The organism is Klebsiella sp. 141162, from assembly GCF_050600755.1.
GTDB lineage: Bacteria > Pseudomonadota > Gammaproteobacteria > Enterobacterales > Enterobacteriaceae > Klebsiella > Klebsiella aerogenes.
In genome coordinates, this window is sequence record NZ_JAQIRI010000001.1 from 290,505 (window position 1) to 314,834 (window position 24,330).

The following is a 24,330-nucleotide window of genomic DNA, read 5'->3' on the forward strand; positions in this document are numbered from 1 at the left end:
GCCCGCTATGAAACCGATGATTGCCGATATGACTAACGATGACCGCCGCTGGCAGGCGGTCTGCGAACGTGACGCCAGCGCCGACGGGCAGTTTGTCTTCGCCGTGTTGACCACCGGCGTCTGCTGCCGTCCCTCGTGCCGTTCACGGCGCGCGCTACGGGAGAATGTCCGCTTTTATTCTGATGTCGAAGCGGCAAAGGCCGCCGGATATCGCCCCTGTAAACGGTGTCGGCCGGATAATCTCGACCCCGACCAACAGCGGGTCGAGAAGGTGGCCGCCGCCTGTCGCCTGCTGGAACAAGAGGCGCCAATCACCCTTGAGGCGCTGGCGCAGCAGCTGGCGGTCAGCCCGTTTCACTTCCATCGTATTTTTAAATCCGTCACCGGGCTTACGCCCAAGGCGTGGCAGCAGGCGTGGCGCGCGCGGCGCCTACGCGAAGCATTAAGCCAGGGCGAGAATGTCACCCGCGCGGCATTAGCTGCAGGCTTCCCCGATTCCGCCAGCTATTATCGCCAGGCAAACGAGACGCTGGGCATGACCGCCCGCCAGTTTAAACGCGGCGGCGAAGATGTGGTGATTCGCTGGGTTTGCAGCGATAGCGCCTCTGGCCGGTGCCTGGTGGCGTTCAGCGAACGTGGCGTATGCGCCGTGTTGCTGGGCGATGACGATAAGGCGTTATATGCGCAGCTGGCGAGCTTGTTTCCCGGCGCCCAATTACAGCCGGGTGATGACACGTTTACCGAACGCGTGGCGCAGGTGGTTGCCCATCTGGATAATCCGCAGCAGGCGGTGAATTTGCCGCTGGATATTCGCGGTACCGCTTTCCAGCAACGGGTGTGGCAAGCCTTGCGCCAGATCCCGCCAGGCGAAACCCGCAGCTACCGCGAGGTGGCGCACAGCATTGGTCAACCGCGTGCGGTCAGAGCGGTTGCCGGGGCCTGTGCGGCTAATAAACTGGCGATAGTCATTCCTTGCCATCGGGTAGTACGTGAGGGCGGGGCGCTTTCCGGCTATCGTTGGGGCAGCGAACGCAAAGCGCTGCTGCTGGCGCGCGAAGCAAAAATACGGGAGAAATAATGCTCGATCTGTTTGCCGATACGCCACCCTGGCAGGAGCCGCTGGCCCCCGGGGCGATGATGTTACGCCGTTTTGCCGTTCAGCGCGCGCCGGCGCTGCTGCAGGCCATCGCCGGAGTGGCCAGCGCTTCTCCGTTCCGCCAGATGGTGACCCCCGGTGGTTATACCATGTCGGTGGCTATGACCAACTGTGGCCAACTCGGCTGGACGACCGATATGCACGGCTATCTCTATGCGCCGGGCGATCCGTTGACCGGCGAACATTGGCCGCCGATGCCGCCGCTCTTTCAGCAACTGGCGGCGGAGGCAGCGCAGGAGGCGGGCTATGCGCATTTCTCCCCGGACGCCTGTCTGATTAACCGCTACCAGCCGGGCGCGAAGCTGTCGCTGCATCAGGATAAAGACGAGCGGGATTTGCGTGCGCCTATCGTTTCGGTGTCGCTGGGACTGCCGGCAGTGTTTCAGTTTGGCGGGCTGAAACGTAACGATCCGCTGCGTCGGCTGCTGCTGGAGCATGGCGATGTGGTGGTTTGGGGCGGCGAATCACGGCTCTTTTACCACGGCATCCAGCCGCTTAAACCGGGGGAGCACCCGCTGACCGGCGCCTGTCGTTATAACCTCACGTTTCGCCTCGCGGGAGGCCGGCAAAAACAAAAATAAGAATTATTCTTGCTGTCGTCGGCAAGCCGTTTAAACTGCTGGCTGTTTGCTTGTCCGGATCGTAGCTTATGGAATTACTTGTTCTTGTTTGGCGCCAGTACCGCTGGCCGTTCATTGCCGTCATGGCGCTGAGTTTGCTCAGCGCGGCGCTGGGTATCGGGCTTATCGCCTTTATTAACCTGCGCCTGATTTCCCTTGTGGATACCTCGCTCACCGTGCTGCCGGAGTTTCTCGGCCTGCTGCTGCTGTTGATGGCGGTCACGCTCGGCTCGCAGCTGGCGTTAACCACCCTTGGCCACCATTTCGTCTATCGCCTGCGCGGCGAATTTATAAAACGCATTCTCGACACCCAAATCGAAAAGATCGAAAAAATCGGCAGCGCTTCGCTGCTGGCGGGCTTAACCAGCGACGTGCGTAACATTACCATCGCCTTTGTGCGCCTGCCGGAGCTGGTGCAGGGGATTATCCTGACCTTCGGGTCCGCCGCCTACCTGGCTTTTCTGTCAGGTAAAATGATGCTGGTGACCGCGGTCTGGATGGCGGTCACCATCTGGGGCGGCTTTGTGTTGGTGGCGCGCGTCTATAAGCATATGGCGACGCTGCGCGAGACCGAAGATAAGCTGTATCATGATTATCAGACGGTGCTGGAAGGGCGCAAAGAGCTGACGCTGAACCGCGAACGCGCCGAATATGTTTTTAATCAGCTGTATCTGCCGGATGCCCGCGATTATCGCCACCACATCATTCGCGCCGATACGTTCCACCTGAGCGCGGTGAACTGGTCGAATATCATGATGCTTGGCGCCATCGGTCTGGTGTTCTGGATGGCTAATGGCCTCGGGTGGGCCAATACCGCGGTGGCGGCGACCTATTCCCTGACGCTGCTATTCCTGCGTACGCCGCTGCTGTCGGCAGTGGGGGCGCTGCCGACCTTGCTCAGCGCCCAGGTGGCATTCAATAAACTGCATCAGTTCGCGCTGGCGCCTTACCGCCCCGGTTTCCCCGAGCCGCAGGCGCATCCGCACTGGCAGACTCTGGAGCTGCGCGACGTCTCGTTCCGCTACCCGGATAACAGTTTTGCCGTCGGGCCGATTAATCTGACTCTCAAACGCGGCGAACTGGTGTTTCTGATTGGCGGCAATGGCAGCGGCAAGTCGACGCTGGCGATGCTGCTGACCGGGCTGTATCAACCGCTCTCCGGGCAGATCCTGCTCGATGGTCAGCCTCTGGCGACGGAAAAACCAGAAGATTACCGCAAGCTATTCTCGGCGGTATTTACCGATGTCTGGCTATTTGATCGTCTGTTAGGGCCAAAAGGCGAACGCGCCGATCCGGCGCTGGTCGCGAAGTGGCTGGCATATCTGAAGATGGACCACAAGCTGCAGCTGGAAGAGGGGAAAATCCTCGATCTGAAGCTGTCTAAAGGGCAGAAAAAGCGTGTGGCGCTGCTGCTGGCGCTGGCCGAAGAGCGCGATATCATTTTGCTCGATGAGTGGGCCGCGGATCAGGATCCGCATTTCCGCCGCGAGTTTTATCAGGTGCTATTGCCGCTGATGCAGCAAATGGGGAAAACCGTGTTTGCCATCAGCCATGATGATCACTATTTCCAGCATGCCGATCGCCTGCTGGAGATGCGCAGCGGCAAGCTGAGCGAGCTCACCGGCGTTGAGCGCGAACTGGCGACCCGCGACGCGGTAGCACGTACTGCTTAACGTTTTTGCTGGTTACCCGATCGGTCGTTTTCGTCCGATCGGGACATATTGCTGGTTTTTACAGCAGATAAATTGCTGGCGGTTATTATTTCCCCCTCCTCGCGCTATGCTTATGGTTGCGGCCATGCAGGTCGACTTCTATTCTCACAAGGATTGCCTGAGCGATGTCCGTTTTGCATAAAAAAAGCGCCCGATTACGCGATGAAGAACGCGCCCGCCTGATTTGGCTATTGAGCACTGATAAAGCCGTCACCTCCGCGCTGCTGGGGAAACTCACCCTCGCGGAGCGCTATGATGAAGGGACGCTGGCCGATGACCTGGCGGAAGTGGAAGTGCTGGTGTCGCATCTGCCGCCGCCGGATCTCGCCGATGCCCTGGAAGCGCTGCCTTATGACGCGCGTACCGCGCTGTGGGGGCTGGTTGCCGATGACAAGCGCGGCGAAGTGCTGCTGGAGGCGTCAGAGAGCGTATGGGGCGATCTCATCGACAAGATGAGCGACCACGACCTGATATTTGCCCTGCAATCGCTGGATATTGATGAACAGGTTTACCTGTTGCAGCACCTGCCGCGCGACTTAACCGGCCGCCTGCTGGCGACGCTGCCGCCGGATAAACGCGCGCGCATTCGCCAGATGATGCGCTACGCCGATAACACCGTCGGCGCGATCATGGAGTTTGAGGTGATTACCGTTCGCCCGGAAGCCACTCTGGCGGCGGTACAGCGCTATCTGCGCCGGTTGGGCAAAATGCCGGAAAACACCGATAAACTGTTCGTCACCACGCGCAATAAACTGCTGCTCGGCGAGCTGGAGCTACAGACTATTCTGCTCAACGATGCGCAAAAGCGCGTTGGCGAGGTGATGGAAGGCGATCCGGTGACTTTCCAGCCGCAGGAAGAGGCGGAAAAAGTGGCGCGTACCTTCGAGCGTGATGACTTACTGAGTGCTGCGGTAATTGATGCCGACGGCAAGCTGATGGGGCGTTTGACCATCGATGAAATCGTCGATGTGGTGTACGAAGAGACCGATAACGATCTGCGCCGGATGGGCGGTCTGAGCGAAGATGATGATGTTTTTGCGCCGGTAAGCAAAGCGGTGAAAACCCGCTGGGCGTGGCTGGCGGTGAACCTCTGTACGGCGTTTATCGCTTCACGGGTGATCGATGGCTTTGAACATACCATTTCTCAACTGGTGGCCCTGGCCTCGCTGATGCCGATCGTCGCCGGGATAGGCGGAAATACCGGCAATCAGACGATCACCATGATCGTCCGCGCGATGGCGCTGCAAAAGATCCAGCCGGGAAGTTTTACCTTCCTGATCCTGCGCGAGATGGGGGTGGCGCTGATTAATGGCCTCGTATGGGGCGGGATTATGGGGGCTATCACCTGGTGGTTATACGATGACCCGCAGCTTGGCGGGGTGATGACGTTGGCGATGATGCTCAATCTGCTGATGGCGGCGATGATGGGGGTTATCATCCCGATGGTGATGGTCAAGCTGGGGCGCGATCCGGCGGTCGGCTCCAGCGTGATGATCACCGCGATTACCGACACCGGCGGGTTCTTTATTTTCCTTGGTCTGGCGACGCTGTTTCTGATGTAAGCTGCGCTTTTACGCGCAGGCGGCGAGGGATGAGCGCCATTGCGATAAGCCCCGCCAGTACGCCGATCGCCAGATTACTGGTCGTGACCGTCACGACGACGGTTGCCGCCATGACCAGCGTTTCCGGCCACGGATTGCGCGCCAGCGCGGTTGGGCGAATACTCTGCCAGCTGAAGGTTTTCACCGCCACAATCACCATGACCCCGGCCAGCACCGCCATTGGAATTTTGGCCATCACCTGGCTAAGCGCCGTCACCAGAAGCAGCAGTACCAGACCGGCCACTATCGTCGATAGGCGGCTACGCGCCTTGCCCATTTCCACGTTAACGATAGTCTGGCCGATCATCGCGCACCCGGCGATGCCGCCATAGCAGCCCGCGAGGATATTGGCGACCCCCAGTCCTGCGCTCTCACGCGACTTATTTGACGGCGTATGGGTGAGATCGTCAACCAGCTTTGCCGTCAACAGCGATTCCATCAGGCCGACAAAGGCGATACTCAGGGCGCAGGGCCAGATAATTTTCAAGGTGCTTAAATCCAGCGGCACCGCCAGCGCGTTGAAGCCCGGCAGACCGCCGCCCATGGCGCCTTCATCACCCACGGTCGGCAGCAACTGTCCGCTGGTGACGGTATAAACGGTGAGAAGGACGATAGCAATAAGCGGCGCCGGCACGGCTTTGATAAAACGCGGCGCCCACAGCACGATGAGCAGCGTCAGAACGAACAGGCCGACGATGAGCGGCTGCCTGCTCCAGAAATGGGGAACCTGGGCGAAAAAAATAAGAATGCCGAGCGCATTAACAAAACCGGTCATCACCGCTGGCGGGATAAAGCGCATTAACCGCGCCATACCGCATACCCCAAACAAAATTTGAATAATACCAGCCAGAATGACAGCAGGCAGAATATACCCTACGCCATGCTGATGTACCATCGGGCCAATTACCAGGGCGACAGAACCTGCCGCCGCCGTCACCATCGCCGGACGCCCGCCGAGAACCGACATCGCCAGACAGAGCACCACTGAAGCAATCAGGCTGACCTGCGGGTCCACGCCGGCAATGACCGAAAATGAAATGACTTCAGGGATTAACGCCAGGGCAGTTAGCACGCCAGCGAGGGTCTCGCGTGTTATCAACGCCGGTGAGAGAGTGCGGGAAGTTGAGGGCATAAAAGTTCGCGGATGATAAAAAATTTGAAGGGAGAGAAGCCGCCGTTGGCGTGCGCTCCATCACAGAACGGGAGATGATAGCGCGGAAAGGGCCATCATACCAGTACAAAAAGTGATTTTGTGTACACATTTATTAAACATTTTTATAACAGATCTCAAAACTCAACTTAAAATTTAAACAATATTTAAATTTTTGAGTACAGGTGGTACCTTTGATCCCGAGAATCGTTTCACCTGCGCTAAATAAAAAAAGCGAGTAAAAGTAAGGCTCAAATCCGATGAAGAAAAAGATGGCCGTACCCAGCTCACAGGCGGTTGGTTCCAATACAAATCGGACCAACACCCGCCATGAGCAAGAGACGGATGTATTGTTGATTGGCGGCGGTATCATGAGCGCCACGTTGGGAACCTGGCTGCAGGAACTGGAGCCGGATTGGTCTATTACCATGGTCGAGCAGATGACCAGCGTTGCCGAGGAAAGCTCGAACGGCTGGAACAATGCGGGTACCGGCCATGCGGCGTTGATGGAGCTCAACTACACGCCGCAAACCGCCAATGGGATCAATATCGACAAAGCGGTCGATATCAATGAGTCCTTCCATATTTCTCGTCAGTTTTGGGCCCACCAGGTGACCCGCGGCATCCTGACTAAGCCGAAATCCTTTATTAACAGCGTGCCGCACATGAGCTTTGTGTGGGGCGAAGACAACGTTAACTTCCTGCGCGCGCGCTACGCGGCGCTGCAGCAGAGCGAACTGTTCCGCGGTATTCGTTATTCTGAAGATCATCAGCAGATCAAAGAGTGGGCGCCGCTGGTGATGGAAGGACGCGATCCGCAGCAAAAAGTCGCGGCAACGCGTACCGAAATGGGTACCGACGTTAACTACGGCGAGATCACTCGCCAGCTGATCGCCGGGCTACAGACGCATGATAACTTCTCTCTCCAGTTGGGTACCGTCGTTCGCCGCTTTAAGCGCAATGCGGACAACAGCTGGACGGTGACGCTGGCGGATGCCAACAATCGTCACCAGAAGCGGACGATCAAAACCAAATTCATCTTTATTGGCGCGGGCGGCGCTGCCCTGACGCTGCTGCAGGAAACCGGCATTCCGCAGGCGAAAGAGTATGCGGGCTTCCCGGTTGGCGGACAGTTCCTGGTGTGTGAGAACCCGGAAGTGGTTAATCATCACCTGGCGAAAGTCTATGGCCAGGCGGAAGTTGGCGCGCCGCCGATGTCGGTGCCGCATATCGACACCCGTATTATCGACGGCAAACGCGTGGTGCTGTTCGGGCCGTTCGCGACCTTCTCGACCCGCTTCCTGAAAAACGGCTCCCTTTGGGATCTGCTGGCGTCGACCAATACCTCGAATATTCTGCCGATGCTTAACGTCGGGATGGATAACTTTGACCTGGTGAAATATCTGATTAGCCAGGTATTGCAGAAAGATAAAGATCGTCATGCCGCGCTGTGCGAGTACTACCCGGAGGCGCGCAAAGAAGACTGGCGCCTGTGGCAGGCCGGCCAGCGTGTACAGATTATCAAGCGTGATAAGAAGATGGGCGGCGTGTTGCGCCTTGGCACCGAAGTGGTGTGCGATGATGAAGGCACCGTAGCTGCTCTGCTGGGCGCTTCTCCTGGCGCGTCGACGGCGGCGCCGATCATGGTGCAGCTGTTGGAGAAAGTCTTCAAAGACAAAGTACAGACGCCGGCCTGGCAGGCGAAGATGAAAGAGATCGTGCCGAGCTACGGCATGCGTCTGGATGGTAATCCGGCCGCTATTGAGCAGGCGCTGGCGTGGACCAGTGAAGTGCTGGGGCTACACTACGAGCCGACGACCGCGGCAGACGACGTGCCGCAGGCTGAACTCAAGCCGCTGACCGGCGGCAAACCGATGGCGGATATCGCGCTATAACAAAAACGGCAGCCCGAGGGCTGCCGTTTTGTATTACCGCTGGCGATTAACGCTCCACGGCATTACCGATAGTTTCTTCGGCTTTCCAGATGCGGTATTTCACTTCAACGTTGGCCGGAGTATAAACCACGATCGGCAGCTTGCTGTTGTAGCGCAGCATGGCTGCATCGCCGAGACCCGCGGTAACAAATTTCTTCTCTTTCTTACCGTCCGGGCAGGCCATCATGGTGGAAACCGGGGACGTCAGCTTATCAAAGACATAGTAGTCATAGCCCCAGCCTTCCAGCGTTTTGCTTTCCAGTTGACCGCCGAGGCGGTGATGGTTGCAGTCGACTTCCAGCGTCTGGCCAATCATCAGTTCAACTTTTAACGCGGATTCATCCTGCTGCTGCGGCAGCTGAATCACCTGACGCTTCATCCCTTTTTCCGCTTTCGGATAGGGGGCGACTTTCTCCAACGGCTGCTCAGCGGCTAACGCGCTGGTGGAAACACAGGCAACGGCCAGCAGAGAAACAGCAAGCGTAGCGATTTTTTTCACGGTTGATCATCCTTTATTATCGTTACTAACCAATACAGACTAACATCATTGGCCTGAATGATAAGAGTTATTTACCATTATTTTCATTATGAATAGTGAAATGCACTAGTGAAGTGAAGCGTGCGCCAGCTATTCATCGCGGCTGTTTTTGGCTTCTTCAATAAACTCTTCGTCCAGTAAGTCGGCGTTCCCGGCGTGTTCACGCCCCGATAACAGGTTCCAGCAGGCAATAAACAAGGCGGCAATCAGCGGGCCAATGACGAAACCGTTGATACCGTAGATTTCCATGCCGCCAAGAGTGGCAATCAGGATCAGGTAATCCGGCATTTTGGTATCTTTTCCCACCAGCAGCGGACGCAGAATGTTATCCACCAGGCCGATGACAATGACGAAGAAACCGACAATAAACGCCCCTTGCCACAATTGCCCGGTGGCGAACAGATAAATCGCCGCCGGCACCCAGATAATGGCGGAGCCCACCGCCGGGATGAGCGACAGAAAAGCCATTAAAGCGCCCCACAGAATGCTGCCATCAAGACCGACAATCCAGAATGCAAAGCCGCCGAGCGCCCCCTGTGCCAGCGCGACGGCAACGGTACCTTTAACCGTCGCCCGCGCGACGGCGGCGAATTTGGCAAACAGGTGCTGTTTGACATAATTGGATAGCGGCAAAGATTCAAGGATTAACAGCACCAGATAAGGGCCGTCTTTCAGCAGGAAGAACAGCAGGTATAACATAATGCCGAAGCTGACGGTGAAGCCAAACGTCCCTTTACCGATCAGGAAGGCGCTACCGGCCAGATATTGTCCGCCTTTCAGGGCGGCATCGGATAGTTGCTGCTGAATCTGTTCCGCGCTATCGAGATTGTGCTCTGAGAGGAAACTTCTGGCCCAGCTCGGGAGATGGGCAAACAGGTTGGCGACCACCGTCGGAAACTGGGTGTCATTATGCTGTAGCTTGGTGTAGACCACGTTCAGCTCGAAGGCTAGCGACGAAATGATAATCGCCAACGGGGTGAAAACAATAAGACAGATAATGACGACGGTCAGGAGCGCCGCGATGCCGTTGCGTTCACCGATGCGCGTACGGATATTGTTTTTAATCGGATTAAATATCACCGCCAGGATTGCGGCCCACAGGATAGCGGAATAGTAAGGGGAGAGTACGTCAAAAAAGGCCAGGGTAACGATCAGTAAAATAAGGATAAAAAATCCTTTGGGAAGTCCTTTAACTCTCATTGGGTCCGCTCCAGATGATAACGAATACAGTCGAATAATAGATGGAATTTAACAATTTGCCATCAGGATAATCGCAGTCTTAGCGGGAAGGGGAGTACAAACATTAAAAAGATGTGCTACAAGACGACATGATCATGTGTGGCGATCCGTCCGTGCAATTTAAATCATACATTTTTTCGTCAGGTGATAGGCTTGGGTTTATCTAACTATTTGAGGTATGGCCGAAAGTGAATATTTCCGAGATCTACGAGTGGCGCAAGAATAGCTACCTGGTCAGTACAGACAGAGAAAAACTGGATGTTAAGGCTATCCATCGGTATCTGACAAGGTCGACCTGGGCCAAGGGTATCAATCTTGACACTGTCGCTACATCAATTGAAAACAGCCTTAATTTTGGCATTTATCATCATGATACTCAGATAGGCTTCGCTCGCCTGATTACGGATTTTGCTACATTTGCCTATCTTTGTGATGTGTATGTGCTCGAAGAATATCAGGGAGAAGGGCTTGGAAGGTGGATGATGGAATGTTTGCATAATCATCCTTTATTTGAACAGCTTCGCAGAATTATGTTATTCACCACCACCGCGCCCTGGCTTTACGAAAAGTTCGGCTACCAGCCAGTAAACCAGGAAAACTACGCCTGGACTATTACCAGGCCTGATATTTATACCAAGGGATAAAATCTGTCTGGCAAACACTCATATTCAGGTGCTTGTTGGCTTGTTTCCTGATGTATCTACTCTTGACGCGAAGCGGGCGTGCAGGAAATCACCATACCCAGTGGCGATATCCCACTCACGATTCCAATTCAGCAATCGCCAGTTCGGCAATTTTTATTGTTATTGAAGTCGTTTCGTTACTTGAGAGTGACCAGGCGGTTGAAAGACCGCACCACGCAATTATCCATTTGAGCAGGCGCTCTTTATCCATGTCTGCCATCCTGGTAACGATGCTTAGACGCTGTTTAAAGGTCTCTGGTACAGTCGCAACAGCAGGTACCGGATAACCAAGATCCGGATTAGTAAAAATATTAGCAAAGTCGAATCCCCGTTCACCTATCAGCCCTTTGGGGTCAATGGCTAACCAACCGGACGTTTCAAAATCAAGCACGTTACCGTGATGTAAGTCGCCATGTAATACAACCACATCTCGTGGAGAAGAAAGCAACTCTTCTGAAATTTCTGCGCAACGTGTCAGGATACCGCCATACTGCAAGGCGGCTGGTTTTAGAGGATAAAACCATTCACGCAGGGAGGTTAGCCGGGGGAACGGTCTTTTGGCGAATGAATGAAGCCGGTTCGCAGTCATACATAAAATACGACAAGCGATATCATCCCTATCTCCACGAGACATTGCTGATAAAGACGCGGAACCTGTGGCTCTTGAGAGAAGAATAGCTTCCTTTTCATGTGCAATCACATGGGCAGCGCCGTTCCCTTCCCACCATACCATGAGTGCATTACCGGCTTGTTCGTCAGGATCATCAGTGACTTTTAACATGGCTTTAATACCATGGGTTGCTGTTTTGACCGGATACAACTGTGACGTATGAGTGACAAATGGGGTGCTATCAGGAATGAGATTCCAGCAATTTAGCCAGGGTGTTAACTTGAACATATCCATAAAGCGGTCTTTAACATCCTTGCAATCAACGTTTAGACAACGTCCGTTTCGGGTAAATCAATGATAACCAGTATACCAAAGCTGCCCGTATCTACCGTATGAGGAATGCCAGCTTTTGCCACATAAAGCTGGCCAGACGATACAGTGATTTTTTCTCCCTTCACACTCAGCTCCAGTTGTCCATTAATGACCAGCAACCCCTCGTCATACTCATGTACTTCTTCAGCTACTGAGCGTTCATCCATTCGTACAACTTTAAGATTTGCAGTGCCAATGCGGCCTAATACATGAGAGTGCCAGGCTTCAGGTAATGCATGCGCTTCGGTTCTGAGGTCATAAAGCGACATAGCGCCATTCCTTTTGATGTGCGTTTATTGCTCTTATGCCATATAAGTTTCCTGCCGTCATATAACAAATATGGGAAAACAGGTTGAGTAAGAAGTATATATTTACTGAGTTGAATTTCCGCTGGGAGCGAGGGGCGGATGTCCTGCTTCATCATGATGGGCAGGGGTAGTTACAGCCGGCGGTTACGCGGTGAATGATCTATAGAGAAAGGCCGGGCAGGGGGACACGTTTCAGGTCTGGAGTGAAGGAAGGATCGAGTTTTTCGACGGGGTTTCACCCCCTGCAAAAAACAAGCACAAAAAAACCAGCCATAAGAGGCTGGTTTTTCGAAGGTTTTTGGTCGGCACGAGAGGATTTGAACCTCCGACCCCCGACACCCCATGACGGTGCGCTACCAGGCTGCGCTACGTGCCGACGCGTGGAGGATAATATTACCCGTTCCCCCATCGAATGCAAGCGACCGACAACTGATTGATTCAAAATTAATCAATCAGTTAGCGATAAAGCGTTTTTCATCCGTCAGTACCTGCAGCAGCAGGCTGAGCTGTGGTTTTTGGTCTTTCACCTTCTCGCCGTTACTGTTCCAGGTGTGATAGGTGCCGTTGTGGTCGAGCACCACGGTCATCGTTGGCGTGGTAATCGCCAGAGTATCGCTATTGGCCGCGGTGACCCAGCTGCGGCGGCGCGCCGGGCTAAACAGGTCTTCGCCCTGCGAATATTCATTCGCTGGCGTCGACACGTGCAGCAGACGCTGCATCAGCGTCGTCATCACGTCTTTGTTATCCGTGAGCGTGGCGATCTCCTGCGCTGGGGTTCCCGGCCAGTGAATAACCAGCGGCACCTGCAGATTGCCCCGTGACCAGTCGAATTTACCCTGCTTGTTATCCAGCGGCATACCGTGCCCGGCGGTAATAATCACCACCGTATTATCCAGTTTGCCCGCTTTGCGCAGCGCGTCGAGCACGCGGCCAATTTGCGTATCGACGTCGCCTGCGGCGCGGCCATAGGTGCGCGCAAAATTCTGCTGCTGGCTGTTATCAATATTAGTGCCGTTCAGCGATACCCACGAGAACCAGCGGTTCTCATCCTGGGCGTAGCGATCCAGCCAGCCGATCCATTGGTCTGCCGTTTGCTCGTCACTTTGCGTTTTGGCCGCCGGCAGCGAGAAGTCCGACAGCAGCGCCTGACGATAGAGCGGACTGCTGAAACCGTCAGATGAGAACAGGCCCAACTGGTAACCCTGTTGGTTGAGGGCGGTAATCAGCGCCGCCGGGATACGCGCCGAGAGCACGCCATCCATATAACCCGGCGATATGCCGTAGAACAGGCCGAACATTCCGCTATCGGTACTATTACCGGAGCTCATATGCTGACTAAAGTTGACGCTCTCTTTTGCAAAAGCAGCCAGCTGCGGCATGTTCTTCTCGAAGCGTGAATAGTTGAGGTTATCCACGGTAATGAGCAGCACGTTGTAGCCCGTGCCGAGGTCGCGATAGCGCAGATCGCTCAGCGGATACTGCACCGAAACCGCTTCCGGCGCGCCTTGTTCAACCAGACGGCGCTGGTAATCCTGAGCGTCGAGCAGGCCATGCTTCTCAAGGAAGCGGCGAGCGGTCATCGGATAAGAGAGCGGCAAGTTGGCCCGCTGCATGGTGATCGGGCGATAGAAGTTAGCATCCGCCCAGATATAAATCAGGTGGCTGCTGATAAACGAAATAAAGAAAAACCAGGCGACGGGGCGCGCGTAGTGACGGCGGCGCGTCAGGCTGCGCAGCTTTTGCCAGCTCCAGGTGGCGAAGAGCATCTCGATCAGGAAGATGATCGGTACGCTGATAAACATCAGCTGCCAGTCGCGAGCCATCTCGTTCTGGTCGGGGTTAATCACCAGTTCCCAGACGACAGGGTTTAAGTGCAGGTGGAAGCGAGTGAAGACTTCGCTATCGATCAGCAGCAGCGTCATCCCTGCGGTGGCGAAGATGACCGACAGGAAGCGCATAAGCCGCTGCGAGCCGACGATAAAGGTCAGCGGGAAGAGAATCAGTACATAGCTGGTGAACACCAGAAAACTGAAATGACCAACGAGGCTGACATACGAGAAAACCCGCCCGGCAAGCGTCGTTGGCCAGTCGGCGACAAAAAGATAGCGGCTGCCGAGCGCCATGGCCAACAACATGTTGAACAGGGCAAACCAGTGTCCCCAACTGACCATCTGGGAGACTTTTTCTCGGTAGGGCTGACGTAGAGTCACCATATACTGTTGTTCGTTATCCTTAGTGCGCGGGATCGTCGTTAATGGACGATTGCAGCGCCTGGGCGAAAGAACGGGCGATTGCCTGACGCTGCGCCGGCGCGACGCTACTGTTAATCAGGTTGGTCACCATATTGCCCAGCACCATCAGTGACAGGTCAACCGGCGCTTTGTGTGTTTCCAGGACGTTCGTCAGCTCGCTGAGCAGCTGCTCGACCTGTTCATCGCTATAGCGGGATATTTGTGGCATAAACTCAAAATCTGTTTGTTCGTGAAAGGGCAACATATTACCGTAGCAGCAGCATTTTTTCCGCATTTTTTCGCCACGGCGTAAAAGCGCCCAGCAACGCGAGTCTCAAGCGTGAAACAGACATCTGCCGGTTGCGTCATCGTCCCGGTGGTGGTTGAATACCGCCCGGTCTAAAAGGAGAGTTTAACATGAGTCTGGATATCGACCAGATTGCCCTGCATCAGTTGATCAAACGTGATGAACAGAATCTGGAACTGGTGCTGCGCGAGTCGCTGCTGGAACCAAATGCCACTGTCGTGGAAATGATGGCTGAACTGCATCGTGTCTACAGCGCAAAAAGCAAAGCCTATGGCCTCTTTAATGAAGAGAGCGAGCTGGCGCAAGCGTTGCGTTTACAGCGTCAGGGTGAAGAAGAATTTCTTCCTTTCAGCCGTGCGGCAACCGGTCGCCTGCGCGATGAGCTGGCGAAGTATCCGTTTGCCGAAGGCGGCATTGTGCTGTTCTGTCAGTATCGTTATCTGGCGGTCGAGTATCTGCTGGTGGCGGTGCTCAATAATCTGAGCAGCATGCGCGTTAACGAAGAGCTGGATATCAGTTCCACGCATTACCTCGATATCAACCATGCCGACATCGTGGCGCGTATCGATCTGACCGAGTGGGAAACCAATCCCGAATCGACCCGTTACCTGACCTTCCTGAAAGGGCGGGTGGGGCGTAAAGTCGCTGATTTCTTCATGGACTTCCTCGGCGCCAGCGAAGGGCTCAACGCCAAAGCGCAGAACCGCGGTCTGCTGCAGGCGGTGGATGATTTCGCCGCTGACGCGCAGCTGGATAAATCCGAGCGCCAGAACGTGCGCCAGCAGGTGTACGCCTACTGTAACGAACAGCTGCAGGCGGGCGAAGAGATCGAGCTGGAGTCGCTGTCTAAAGAGCTCTCCGGCGTCGGCGAAAAGAGTTTCCAGGAGTTTACCGCTGAACAGGGTTATGAGCTGGAAGAGAGCTTCCCGGCGGACCGCAGTACGCTGCGCCAGCTGACCAAATTTGCCGGTAGCGGCGGCGGTTTGACCATTAACTTTGATGCGATGCTGTTAGGCGAGCGCGTATTCTGGGATCCGGCAACGGATACGCTGACCATCAAAGGTACGCCGCCGAACCTGCGCGATCAGCTGCAGCGCCGTACTTCTGGCGGTAATTAATCCCTGCTGCTTATCCCGGCGGAACATGATGCCGCCGGGTTAACCTTCTACCTGAATAATCCCGACGCCGCTTTGTTTAAGCTTCTGGCGTAACGTGTCATCCAGTTCGCTGTCGATAACCACTGTGCTGGCAAGATTAAGCTCGCCGATGGCAAATGCGGAGGCGGAGTTGATTTTCTCGGCAGAGGCCATCACCACGGTTTCTGCGGCTCTGGCAGCCAGCGCGCGCTTGATGCCCGCCTCTTCATAATCACCGGTGGTAAAGCCCACCCGCGGGTGCACACCCGTTACTCCCATAAAGAACAGATCGGCATTAATCCGCGCCATCGCCGCCAGCGTCTCGGCGCCGACCGTGACTACCGAATGTTTAAACATTGTGCCGCCGAGCAGGATCACGTCGATCAGCGGATGCTCGACCAGCGCCACGGCGATCCCTGGACTGTGCGTCACCACGGTACAAGCAAGGTCGGCGGGTAGCGCGGCGATCATCGCCGTGGTGGTGGTGCCGCCGTCGACGATGACCACCTGTCCTGGCTGGATAAGCGCCGCCGCCCGGCGGGCTATCGCCTGTTTGGAAGCCATCTGCACGCTTTTTCTGCTTTCGATTGGCGCGATAGCGGCGGATACCGGCAGCGCGCCGCCGTGGACCCGTTGCAGTTTACCTTCCGCCGCCAGTTCGCGCAGATCGCGACGAATGGAGTCTTCGGAGACTTTAAAGCGCTGGCTTAACTCTCCCGACATCACCTGTTTTTCTGCGGCAAGGATCTGCAGGATGTGCTGTTTTCTCTGGCTGGCGAGCATGTTGTTCACTTCACGATTGACCTTGTTTATGCACGATTATGCATGTTATGTTGCCCGCTGTCACCTTAGAAGGGGAAAAACATGCATGTAGACGCACCGCGCGTTCGCCACGTTCGCGAAACGCTCTTGTCAGATAACTGGTACACGCTGAAAAAATATACCTTCGAACTGCTGCGTCGTGATGGACGCTGGCAGGAGCAGAGCCGGGAAGCCTACGACCGCGGCAACGGCGCGGTTATTCTGCTCTACAATCGCCACAAGCAGAGCGTGGTGCTCATCCGCCAGTTTCGTTTTCCGGTGTGGATCAACGGTCACGACGGCTTTCTGATCGAGGCCGCCGCGGGGTTACTGGATAACGCCTCGCCGGAAGAGCGCATTATCGCCGAAGCGGAAGAGGAGACCGGTTTTCGCGTCACCCGTATTGAACCGGTATTCACCGCGTTTATGAGTCCGGGGTCGGTGACCGAGAAGCTGTACTTCTTTATTGCCGAATACTCCGCTGACGATCGCCGTGGCGATGGCGGCGGGCTGGCGGCGGAAGGAGAGGATATTGAAGTGCTGGAGTGGCCGCTGGCGCGGGCGTTACGGGCCATTCGCGATGGCGAAATCGTGGATGCGAAAACCATTATGTTGCTGCAGCACCTGGCGTTAAATGCCGACACGCTCCTTGCCGGTTAAGCGGCAAGGAGCCGGCAAGATTAGCGCAATTCGCGGGCAATGGCGCTGTACATCAGCGCCGCTTCCAGCGGTTGCGCGTTAAAGGACGGTTCCGCCTGTGGCCAGGTTGACCACTGCACGATCACCAGATGTTCCGCACGGTTGACCATTATCACCTGGCCGTAGATCCCCAGCGCCCACAGCGAGCCTTTGAGCCCTTCCTGCGGCGTCGGCTGCACGTTTTGCGCATTGGCCGGAATGGCGTTATTCCACCATTGATAGCCGTAGATACCTTCCGGATGCGCTGCTGAAACCGAGTTCAGCGCTTTTGTCCAGCTCGCGGCTTGATCGAACCAGCCTGCGGGCACCAGCTGTTCACCGTTGCTCAGGCGGCCATCGCGGGCGACAAACTCGCCAAAGCGTCCCCAGTCTTCGAGGGTGGCGTTAAAGCCGTGGGCGCCGACATCATGTTGTCCTTTTTTGTAGGCGTGCCACACGCCATCGTGGGCCATGCCCGCAGGCTGCCACAGTGATTGTTCAAGCCAGGCGGCCAGCGACATACCGGTTGCGCGTTCCAGCACATCGCCCAGCAGCCAGGCGCCGCCGGAAGAGTAGGACCACTGCTCGCCTGCCGGGTGTTTGCGCGACAGCGTCGACACAATTTTACGCACGCAATCATAGGCGCCGGGCTGCGCTTCACACTGGGTCAGGCGGGCGAAGTGCGACTGTGGATTGGTGTAATCTTCATTCCATTCCACGCCGCTGGTATGTTGAATGAGCTGCTTGAGCGTCACGCCATCCCAGGCGGTGCCTTTCAGTTCGGGTTCATAAACGGTAATCAGGTCATCAAGGGAGTGGATTTTACCCTGTTGAATAGCGATACCGACCAGCGTCGAGACGACCGATTTACCCACCGAGCGCGAGGTCCACAGCGTGGTGTCGGTATTACCTTCGGCGAGATATTTCCAGGCGACTTTGCCATCTTTCAGCACCAGCATACCGCTGACGTTTTCGCGCTTCAGGTAATCTTGCAAATTCCAGGTGTGGCCGTTGAGCGTGTAGCGGGCATCGGTCAGCTGCTTTTTAGCGCGCTCCAGCGGGACCGAGTCGCCGTGACGGAAAACATCGCCAGCATAGTTGCGATAGTCATTACGAAAGCCAACGACGCGTGACGCCTGATCCCAGGTGAGCATGTCTTTGGCCGCGGGTAGCGTTTGATCGTAAGGCGTGGGGCAGACATCCAGCGTCAGGCCGCCGCAGTTTTGCGCCATTGCCGCCGCCGGCAGCGCCGCCAAAATTAACGCCAGAGCCAGTGGTTTTCTTATCATTTTCATTCCCTCGTTTGCCATAGATTCGCATCGCAGTATATAAACCGGCGCGCGGCGGCTAAAATCACTCTATGGGGGATTTTCCCCCGAAAGGGAGAGAAGGATGAAAACCCTGCAGTATTCATTTGCACAGATTGAAGCCTTCGCGACGATTGCTGAGACCGGCAGCCTGTCGCGGGCGGCGATCCGTTTAGGGAAAGACCGTACGACGCTTCGCGATCTGCTGGATTACCTGGAAGATGCGTTGGGCTACCGGCTATTCAGCCGTGAAGGGCGTAGCCTGACTTTAACGGCCGAGGGAGAGCAGCTTTTTCGCCAGGCGCACCTGTTGTTGCGACAGGCGCAGGCTTTCGAGTCTTTTGCGCAAACGCTGCCGCAAACGGCCTGGCAGGAGTTACGCCTGGTGTACGATCCGTTCGTGCCGCGTGAATTTCTCTGTTTGCTGGCCGATACGCTTGCCCGGCGGCAGATCCGTTTAAGCTGCTGGAGCGCTTCGCGTCGCGAAGCCGAGCAGGCGTTGAGCGATGACGTCGCGGATATGGCCATTTGCCAGGCTAACAATCGTACGCTGGGTAGCGAAATGGAGTGGCGGGCGCTGGGTACCGTTGATTTACGCTTTTACGCCGCGCAGCGGTTGTTCGCTGATGCCGCAAGGCCGCTGACGTTGCTGAATTTATCGCTCACCCCGCAGTTAGTCATGCACCGGCGCAGCGACGATCAAATCGCCCGCCGGTTGCAGATATCCGGCCATACGCTGTATATGAATGAAATCACCATGTTGCGCCACGCTATGGAGCAGGGGCAGGGCTGGGGTTTTTTACCCGACCATTTACGGCCCGACGAGTGGCAGGGGGTTGCAGAAATAGCCACCGAGGTCGGTAATCAGGGGCTTAACGTTACTATGGTGATGCTGTGGCTGCCGGGAATGAATAAACACCGCGCGCTGGGAGAGATTGTTGACGACGCGCCAGGGTTATGGCGACGCAGATAACAAAACGCCCCGGGTCAGAAGACACCAGGGCGTTTGCCATACAACTTGCTATCGGCGATTAAGCGCGAACGAAGTCGATGTGGGTCAGTTTCGGCTTGAACGCGTGACGCTGAACAGCCTGAACTTTAACTTTCTCTTCTTTGCCATCGACAACCAGGGTCAGAACTTCGCCGTAGAACTCAGCTTTGTCCTGCATGTTCCACAGTTTGTCGTGGTCCAGTTCGATAGCAACCGGAGCAGCTTCGCCACCGTAGATGATTGCCGGGAACTTGTTAGCTGCGCGCAGGCGGCGGCTCGCACCCTTACCCTGCTCTTTACGTACTTCTGCGTTGATAGTAAACATTGATGTCTCTCTATATATAAAGCCTGCAACAGGCGACCCAGCAGCAGGCAGATTATCTGCTTTGCGAATGCAAAAGCGGGCGGCATTATAGCCGCCTATCGGCACAGCGGCAATCAAAACCTCAGTTTTTGGCGGATTAACGCAGCTCATTGGCGCGACGGAAACGGCCCTGATAATCGAACACTTTTTCCCGCACCTGCCAGTATTGCCCCTTCATCCGGGCGACGACAAAGTCCGGATGGCGCAGCAGCGCCTGCTGGGCAATGATGTCTGCCGGAGTTATCCAGCGTAGCGGCACGCCCGGAGTACGGGTATGCGGGCGGATAAACAACTGCTCAAAGGCGGTACGCTGGGCGGGCGTTTGCAAACGGAAGCGCTCACTCACATCGGCGCCGTCCTCATCGTAATAGGTGATTTTCAGCCACGGGCCTTTTTCATCGCTGCCATGCTGCAGCGCCATGCCGCTGCAGCGCAACACCAGCGCGTCTTTAAGCTTCAGCGCCGCCTTCAGCATGTCGTCCGGGTCGACCAGAATAGTATCGCACTCGCGACAGCGGCGGGCGGCAATGTCATTCTCGGCGTTGCACTGCGGACAGTTTTTAAAACGAAAGCGGAAGTCGCACTGTTCGCGATGGCCGTCATCGTCTTCGAACCAGCCCTGGCAGCGACGGCCAAAATGCTCAATCAACGTGCCGTCGGCGGTGGTTTTCCCCCAAAAAGTATTGGCGAAACCGCAGGCCGGGCAGAAGACCTGTACCGGGACATTATCGCTTTTGCCTTTTGGCGTGCCGACTTCCGGCGCATACAGGTCGTGAGGGTTGCCGGCATAGTCGAGGATCAGGCAGTCGGTTTTGCCCGGCGCCAGACGCAGGCCGCGGCCAACAATTTGTTGGTAAAGGCTTACCGACTCTGTTGGCCGAAGAATCGCGATAAGATCGACGTGCGGCGCGTCAAAGCCGGTGGTCAGTACCGCGACGTTCACCAGATAGCGATACTGCTGCGCTTTAAAAGCTTCGATGATGCGATCGCGCTCCGGCCCCGGCGTTTCGCCGGTAATCAGCGCCGCCTGCGCGGGCGGCAGCAGGCCGGTAATTTCCCGCGCATGTTCGACGGTCGCAGCGAAAATCATCACGCCTTGACGGCTTTCGGCAAACTCAACGATTTGGCTGACGATATGCGGCGTGATGCGCTGCTGTTTTTTCAGCTCATGGTTAAGGTCGGCTTCGCTGAACAGGCCATTGCTCTGCGCCTGCAGGCGGCTGAAATCGTATTGTACCACCGGCATATCGAGGCGCTCAGGCGGCGTCAGGTAGCCGTGCTTAATCATATAACGCAGCGGCAGCTCGTAGATGCAGTCGCGGAACAGCGCTTTCTCGTCTCCGCGCACCATACCGTGATAGTGGAACTGATAGATCCACCCCTTGCCGAGACGGAAGGGGGTCGCGGTCAGGCCAAGCAGCCTGAGCTGTGGATTCACCTGCCGCAGGTGGCTGATGATTTGCTGATACTGGCTGTCGTCATCGTCGCTGATACGGTGGCACTCATCGACGATCAGTAAGGAGAATTCGCTCTGAAACTGCTCAAGATTGCGCGCCACCGACTGCACGCTGCCGAAGACCACTTTGCCCTGGCTCTCTTTACGCTGCAGACCGGCGGCGAAAATATCGGCTTCCAGGCCAAGCGCACAGTATTTACTGTGATTCTGCGCCACCAGTTCTTTAACGTGGGCCAGAACCAATACGCGTCCGCGCGCCAGCCGCGCAAGTTCGGCGATCACCAGGCTTTTGCCGGCGCCGGTCGGCAGCACGATGGCGGCCGGCTCATGGTGACGGCGAAACCAGGCGAGCGTGGCGTCGACCGCCTCTTTTTGGTAGGGACGTAGTGTAAAAGTCATCAATTCTCGGGGGTTAATTAACTCGCAAATAGTATGCCATGAATCTTTTCCCTTGAGTGGTGTTAAGACCCCGTTATACTAACCAATGGAATTCTTCTTTTTCGGGCGAGATGCCCGCTCCAGCATTATTACAGGCTAAAAAATCTCATGCGACTTGATAAGTTTATCGCTCAGCAGCTTGGCGTCAGCCGTGCTATTGCCGGGCGTGAAATCCGCGGCAGCCGCGTTACCGTGGACGGCGACATTGTGAAAGATGCCTCCTTTAAGCTCCAGCCGGAGCACGAGGTGGAATATGACGGCAATACGCTGACCCAGCAGCACGGCCCCCGTTACTTTATGCTCAACAAGCCGCAGGGTTATGTCTGTTCAACAGACGATCCCGATCATCCAACGGTGCTTTATTTTCTCGATGAGCCGGTTGCCCATAAGCTGCACGCCGCCGGGCGTCTGGATATCGACACCACCGGTCTGGTACTGATGACCGATGATGGGCAGTGGTCGCACCGCATTACTTCGCCGCGCCATCACTGCGAAAAAACCTATCTGGTGGAGCTGGAAAATCCGCTGGAAGAGGGCGTCGCCGAGCAGTTTGCCAAAGGCGTGCAGCTGCATAATGAAAAAGATCTCACCAAACCTGCTGTCCTCGAAGTCATCACTCCGACAGAAGTGCGCCTGACCATCAGCGAAGGCCGCTACCACCAGGTAAAACGCATGTTCGCGGCGGTGGGTAACCACGTCGTGGGATTACATCGCGAACGTATCGGCGATATTACCCTTGATGCGTCGCTGGAGCCCGGCGAATACCGCCCGCTGACGGCTGACGAAATCGCCAGCGTTGGCGCCCCACAAGCACGGAGTAAAACGTGACGACAAAGCAGAATTCTTCATTGGGGATTGTGTTTATTCTTGGCCTGTTGGCCATGTTAATGCCGCTGTCGATTGATATGTATCTGCCGGCGCTACCGGTTATCTCGTCGCAGTTCAACGTGCCGGACGGCAGCGCGCAAATGACGCTCAGCACCTATATTCTGGGCTTTGCGCTGGGCCAGCTGCTGTACGGGCCGATGGCCGACAGCATTGGCCGTAAACCGGTGATCCTCGGCGGGACGCTGATTTTCGCCGCGGCGGCGGTGGCCTGCGCGTTATCGCAGACCATCGAGATGCTGATTACTATGCGTTTCTTCCACGGCCTGGCGGCCGCGGCGGCCAGCGTGGTGATCAACGCCCTGATGCGCGATATTTACCCGAAAGAAGAGTTCTCGCGCATGATGTCATTTGTCATGCTGGTCACCACCATTGCGCCGCTGGTGGCGCCGATGGTCGGCGGCGCGGTGCTGGTGTGGTTCAGCTGGCACGCGATTTTCTGGATCCTGGCGCTGGCGGCGCTGCTGGCGTCGGCGATGATCGCTTTCTTTATTAGCGAGACGCTGCCGGTTGAAAGACGGCAGAAATTTCATATTCGCACCACGCTTGGCAACTTCGCCACCTTGTTCCGCCACAAGCGGGTACTCAGCTATATGTTGGCCAGCGGCTTTAGTTTTGCCGGCATGTTTTCATTTCTCAGCGCGGGTCCATTCGTCTACATCAACATTAATCACGTGTCGCCGCAGCACTTTGGCTACTATTTTGCGCTGAATATCGTGTTCCTGTTCATCATGACCATCATTAATAGCCGCTTTGTTCGCCGGGTCGGCGCATTGAATATGTTCCGCGCCGGGCTGTGGATCCAGCTGGCGATGGCGGTGTGGATGGTGGTTTGCGCGCTGCTTGATGTTGGTTTCTGGTCGCTGGTGGTGGGCGTGGCGGCGTTCGTCGGCTGCGTATCAATGGTCTCCTCTAACGCCATGGCGGTGATCCTCGACGAGTTTCCGCATATGGCGGGAACCGCATCGTCGCTGGCCGGAACATTTCGTTTTGGGATTGGCGCGATTATCGGCGCGTTGCTGTCGATGGCCACCTTTACCACCGCCTGGCCGATGCTGATTTCTATCGCTTTTTGCGCCGCGAGCTCCATTCTCTTCTATCTGTACGCCAGCCGGCGACGAAAAGTCGCACATTAAGTCACATTTTCAGGGGCGATTTCCGCCCCTTTTTTGATACATATCAACCGAAATCGGCTTCCCTGTTTAGCTATTTGTTTCTTTTATGTAAAATCAATTAGTGTAAAAAGTCGCAATGTTGCGATAAAAAAGTTGTTTTGGATCACAGAAACGGGTACATATAGCCGCGAACTGTTTCCGCAAGGCAACTATAAAGTTCTGGATAATAAGCTGTTAGCCCTGGCCCGATGCGGGTGTAAGCGTTTTCTAAGCTGTTGCAGGACTATTTGTCAACAATGTGTTAATATTGATGTAAATTTATTGTGAAGCCTTTTGCTTCCGGGGAAACCAAGTGAATACACAGCAACTCTCTATCGTACACCGACTGCCGCAGAGCTATCGCTGGCTGGCCGGTTTTGCGGGTTCAAGAGTTGAACCGATTCCGCAAAACGGCGCGCAGGGTGAAAATAGCCTGGTGGCATTAAAACTGCTCAGCCCGGACGGCGAGAAAGCGTGGCCGGTGATGCGTACGCTGAGCCAGGCGCTGAGCGACATTGAAGTGGATTGTTCCATTCTTGAGTGTGAAGGCGAGCCGTGCCTGTTCGTTAATATGCAGGATGAGTTTGCCGCTACCTGCCGACTGAAAAATTTCGGCGTGGCCATTGCCGAGCCTTTCTCTGGCAACAACCCCTTCTGAC

At 55.8% G+C, this 24,330-nt stretch carries 23 protein-coding genes and 1 tRNA gene; 12 read left to right on the plus strand and 12 right to left on the minus strand.

Annotated elements, in window-relative coordinates; translation table 11 throughout:
* The first annotated feature begins 7 nt into the window (after window positions 1-7).
* The 4 genes from ada (at window position 8) to mgtE (ending at window position 5,050) form a co-directional block, all read left to right on the plus strand.
* Window positions 8-1,078 carry a bifunctional DNA-binding transcriptional regulator/O6-methylguanine-DNA methyltransferase Ada gene (gene ada / locus PGR23_RS01335; RefSeq protein ID WP_045391396.1) on the plus strand — a complete coding sequence of 357 codons (1,071 nt, stop codon included), beginning with the start codon at window positions 8-10 and terminating at the stop codon, window positions 1,076-1,078.
* Window positions 1,078-1,737, plus strand: coding sequence for a DNA oxidative demethylase AlkB (gene alkB / locus PGR23_RS01340; RefSeq protein WP_045391394.1), 660 nt, complete (start codon window positions 1,078-1,080; stop codon window positions 1,735-1,737). Before ada ends, alkB begins: the two co-directional genes overlap by 1 nt.
* 68 nt (window positions 1,738-1,805) lie before the next feature.
* Window positions 1,806-3,449, plus strand: coding sequence for a multidrug ABC transporter permease/ATP-binding protein (locus PGR23_RS01345; protein ID WP_047043236.1), 1,644 nt, complete (start codon window positions 1,806-1,808; stop codon window positions 3,447-3,449).
* Between the two features lie 164 nt (window positions 3,450-3,613).
* Complete coding sequence (gene mgtE, locus PGR23_RS01350) at window positions 3,614-5,050, plus strand: magnesium transporter (protein WP_045391390.1); 1,437 nt, start codon at window positions 3,614-3,616, stop codon at window positions 5,048-5,050.
* Here mgtE and PGR23_RS01355 read toward each other — a convergent pair.
* Complete coding sequence (locus PGR23_RS01355) at window positions 5,013-6,221, minus strand: SulP family inorganic anion transporter (RefSeq protein WP_047043234.1); 1,209 nt, start codon at window positions 6,219-6,221, stop codon at window positions 5,013-5,015. The genes mgtE and PGR23_RS01355 overlap by 38 nt on opposite strands.
* Window positions 6,222-6,499: 278 nt before the next feature.
* Here PGR23_RS01355 and mqo point away from each other — a divergent pair, with 278 nt between their 5' ends.
* On the plus strand, window positions 6,500-8,134 hold the full coding sequence (gene mqo / locus PGR23_RS01360) for a malate dehydrogenase (quinone) (RefSeq protein WP_047043232.1): 1,635 nt from the start codon (window positions 6,500-6,502) through the stop codon (window positions 8,132-8,134).
* Window positions 8,135-8,180: 46 nt separating this feature from the next.
* On the opposite strand, the gene eco is transcribed toward mqo, so the two are convergent.
* Window positions 8,181-8,672: a serine protease inhibitor ecotin gene (eco, locus tag PGR23_RS01365; RefSeq protein ID WP_045391384.1), complete on the minus strand. Its 492-nt coding sequence runs from the start codon at window positions 8,670-8,672 to the stop codon at window positions 8,181-8,183.
* 129 nt (window positions 8,673-8,801) lie between these two features.
* A complete protein-coding gene (locus PGR23_RS01370; RefSeq protein ID WP_045391382.1) occupies window positions 8,802-9,911 on the minus strand; it encodes an AI-2E family transporter in 1,110 nt (369 codons plus the stop codon).
* A gap of 227 nt (window positions 9,912-10,138) precedes the next feature.
* Between PGR23_RS01370 and PGR23_RS01375 the strand changes: the two genes are divergently transcribed.
* Window positions 10,139-10,594 (plus strand): GNAT family N-acetyltransferase, encoded by a 456-nt coding sequence (locus tag PGR23_RS01375; protein ID WP_045376845.1) that lies wholly within the window; start codon window positions 10,139-10,141, stop codon window positions 10,592-10,594.
* A gap of 115 nt (window positions 10,595-10,709) precedes the next feature.
* Here the strand turns inward: PGR23_RS01375 and PGR23_RS01380 are convergent, their stop codons facing one another.
* From PGR23_RS01380 to PGR23_RS01400, 5 genes are all read right to left on the minus strand, one after another.
* The gene (locus tag PGR23_RS01380) at window positions 10,710-11,537 is read right to left on the minus strand and encodes an aminoglycoside phosphotransferase family protein (RefSeq protein ID WP_396279519.1); all 828 of its coding nucleotides are present in this window, start codon (window positions 11,535-11,537) and stop codon (window positions 10,710-10,712) included.
* A gap of 32 nt (window positions 11,538-11,569) precedes the next feature.
* Window positions 11,570-11,884, minus strand: a complete 315-nt coding sequence (locus PGR23_RS01385) for a cupin domain-containing protein (protein WP_045391377.1) — start codon at window positions 11,882-11,884, stop codon at window positions 11,570-11,572.
* A gap of 338 nt (window positions 11,885-12,222) precedes the next feature.
* Window positions 12,223-12,299 (minus strand) — tRNA-Pro (locus tag PGR23_RS01390).
* Between the two features lie 76 nt (window positions 12,300-12,375).
* On the minus strand, window positions 12,376-14,136 hold the full coding sequence (yejM, locus tag PGR23_RS01395) for an LPS biosynthesis-modulating metalloenzyme YejM (protein ID WP_045391375.1): 1,761 nt from the start codon (window positions 14,134-14,136) through the stop codon (window positions 12,376-12,378).
* 19 nt (window positions 14,137-14,155) lie between these two features.
* A complete protein-coding gene (locus PGR23_RS01400) occupies window positions 14,156-14,383 on the minus strand; it encodes a YejL family protein (protein WP_045377048.1) in 228 nt (75 codons plus the stop codon).
* A 188-nt stretch (window positions 14,384-14,571) separates the two neighbouring features.
* Here PGR23_RS01400 and yejK point away from each other — a divergent pair, with 188 nt between their 5' ends.
* Entirely contained in the window at window positions 14,572-15,579 is a 1,008-nt protein-coding gene (gene yejK / locus PGR23_RS01405; RefSeq protein WP_396279520.1) for a nucleoid-associated protein YejK, read from the plus strand.
* Window positions 15,580-15,618: 39 nt separating this feature from the next.
* Here yejK and PGR23_RS01410 read toward each other — a convergent pair whose 3' ends face one another.
* Window positions 15,619-16,380 carry a DeoR/GlpR family DNA-binding transcription regulator gene (locus tag PGR23_RS01410; protein ID WP_047078287.1) on the minus strand — a complete coding sequence of 254 codons (762 nt, stop codon included), beginning with the start codon at window positions 16,378-16,380 and terminating at the stop codon, window positions 15,619-15,621.
* Between the two features lie 81 nt (window positions 16,381-16,461).
* On the opposite strand from PGR23_RS01410, the gene PGR23_RS01415 reads away from it, so the two are divergent.
* Window positions 16,462-17,058: an NUDIX domain-containing protein gene (locus PGR23_RS01415; protein WP_047043222.1), complete on the plus strand. Its 597-nt coding sequence runs from the start codon at window positions 16,462-16,464 to the stop codon at window positions 17,056-17,058.
* A gap of 20 nt (window positions 17,059-17,078) precedes the next feature.
* Here PGR23_RS01415 and PGR23_RS01420 read toward each other — a convergent pair whose 3' ends face one another.
* Window positions 17,079-18,365: a serine hydrolase domain-containing protein gene (locus PGR23_RS01420; protein ID WP_045391367.1), complete on the minus strand. Its 1,287-nt coding sequence runs from the start codon at window positions 18,363-18,365 to the stop codon at window positions 17,079-17,081.
* A gap of 103 nt (window positions 18,366-18,468) precedes the next feature.
* Between PGR23_RS01420 and PGR23_RS01425 the strand changes: the two genes are divergently transcribed.
* Entirely contained in the window at window positions 18,469-19,356 is an 888-nt protein-coding gene (locus PGR23_RS01425; protein WP_045391365.1) for a LysR family transcriptional regulator, read from the plus strand.
* 58 nt (window positions 19,357-19,414) lie between these two features.
* Here PGR23_RS01425 and rplY read toward each other — a convergent pair whose 3' ends face one another.
* Window positions 19,415-19,699: a 50S ribosomal protein L25 gene (gene rplY, locus PGR23_RS01430; RefSeq protein WP_015365674.1), complete on the minus strand. Its 285-nt coding sequence runs from the start codon at window positions 19,697-19,699 to the stop codon at window positions 19,415-19,417.
* Window positions 19,700-19,835: 136 nt separating this feature from the next.
* On the minus strand, window positions 19,836-21,593 hold the full coding sequence (locus PGR23_RS01435; protein ID WP_316423274.1) for a DEAD/DEAH box helicase: 1,758 nt from the start codon (window positions 21,591-21,593) through the stop codon (window positions 19,836-19,838).
* Between the two features lie 147 nt (window positions 21,594-21,740).
* On the opposite strand from PGR23_RS01435, the gene rsuA reads away from it, so the two are divergent.
* The 3 genes from rsuA (at window position 21,741) to PGR23_RS01450 (ending at window position 24,329) form a co-directional block, all read left to right on the plus strand.
* The gene (rsuA, locus tag PGR23_RS01440) at window positions 21,741-22,460 is read left to right on the plus strand and encodes a 16S rRNA pseudouridine(516) synthase RsuA (protein WP_047043216.1); all 720 of its coding nucleotides are present in this window, start codon (window positions 21,741-21,743) and stop codon (window positions 22,458-22,460) included.
* Window positions 22,457-23,653: a Bcr/CflA family multidrug efflux MFS transporter gene (locus tag PGR23_RS01445; protein WP_045391357.1), complete on the plus strand. Its 1,197-nt coding sequence runs from the start codon at window positions 22,457-22,459 to the stop codon at window positions 23,651-23,653. Before rsuA ends, PGR23_RS01445 begins: the two co-directional genes overlap by 4 nt.
* Before the next feature lie 331 nt (window positions 23,654-23,984).
* Window positions 23,985-24,329, plus strand: coding sequence for a YejG family protein (locus tag PGR23_RS01450; RefSeq protein ID WP_045391356.1), 345 nt, complete (start codon window positions 23,985-23,987; stop codon window positions 24,327-24,329).
* Window position 24,330 lies beyond the last annotated feature (1 nt).

Excerpts from the sequence above, each read along its gene's own strand:
- PGR23_RS01410 (WP_047078287.1), bottom strand. The coding sequence starts at position 16,380 with ATGCTCGCCAGCCAGAGAAAACAGCACATCCTGCAGATCCTTGCCGCA.
- PGR23_RS01385 (WP_045391377.1), bottom strand. The coding sequence starts at position 11,884 with ATGTCGCTTTATGACCTCAGAACCGAAGCGCATGCATTACCTGAAGCC.
- ada (WP_045391396.1), top strand. The coding sequence starts at position 8 with ATGAAACCGATGATTGCCGATATGACTAACGATGACCGCCGCTGGCAG.
- rsuA (WP_047043216.1), top strand. The coding sequence starts at position 21,741 with ATGCGACTTGATAAGTTTATCGCTCAGCAGCTTGGCGTCAGCCGTGCT.
- PGR23_RS01345 (WP_047043236.1), top strand. The coding sequence starts at position 1,806 with ATGGAATTACTTGTTCTTGTTTGGCGCCAGTACCGCTGGCCGTTCATT.
- PGR23_RS01400 (WP_045377048.1), bottom strand. The coding sequence starts at position 14,383 with ATGCCACAAATATCCCGCTATAGCGATGAACAGGTCGAGCAGCTGCTC.
- yejM (WP_045391375.1), bottom strand. The coding sequence starts at position 14,136 with ATGGTGACTCTACGTCAGCCCTACCGAGAAAAAGTCTCCCAGATGGTC.
- PGR23_RS01380 (WP_396279519.1), bottom strand. The coding sequence starts at position 11,537 with ATGGATATGTTCAAGTTAACACCCTGGCTAAATTGCTGGAATCTCATT.
- PGR23_RS01425 (WP_045391365.1), top strand. The coding sequence starts at position 18,469 with ATGAAAACCCTGCAGTATTCATTTGCACAGATTGAAGCCTTCGCGACG.
- alkB (WP_045391394.1), top strand. The coding sequence starts at position 1,078 with ATGCTCGATCTGTTTGCCGATACGCCACCCTGGCAGGAGCCGCTGGCC.
- mgtE (WP_045391390.1), top strand. The coding sequence starts at position 3,614 with ATGTCCGTTTTGCATAAAAAAAGCGCCCGATTACGCGATGAAGAACGC.
- PGR23_RS01370 (WP_045391382.1), bottom strand. The coding sequence starts at position 9,911 with ATGAGAGTTAAAGGACTTCCCAAAGGATTTTTTATCCTTATTTTACTG.
- PGR23_RS01415 (WP_047043222.1), top strand. The coding sequence starts at position 16,462 with ATGCATGTAGACGCACCGCGCGTTCGCCACGTTCGCGAAACGCTCTTG.
- PGR23_RS01435 (WP_316423274.1), bottom strand. The coding sequence starts at position 21,593 with ATGACTTTTACACTACGTCCCTACCAAAAAGAGGCGGTCGACGCCACG.
- mqo (WP_047043232.1), top strand. The coding sequence starts at position 6,500 with ATGAAGAAAAAGATGGCCGTACCCAGCTCACAGGCGGTTGGTTCCAAT.
- rplY (WP_015365674.1), bottom strand. The coding sequence starts at position 19,699 with ATGTTTACTATCAACGCAGAAGTACGTAAAGAGCAGGGTAAGGGTGCG.
- PGR23_RS01420 (WP_045391367.1), bottom strand. The coding sequence starts at position 18,365 with ATGATAAGAAAACCACTGGCTCTGGCGTTAATTTTGGCGGCGCTGCCG.
- yejK (WP_396279520.1), top strand. The coding sequence starts at position 14,572 with ATGAGTCTGGATATCGACCAGATTGCCCTGCATCAGTTGATCAAACGT.
- PGR23_RS01355 (WP_047043234.1), bottom strand. The coding sequence starts at position 6,221 with ATGCCCTCAACTTCCCGCACTCTCTCACCGGCGTTGATAACACGCGAG.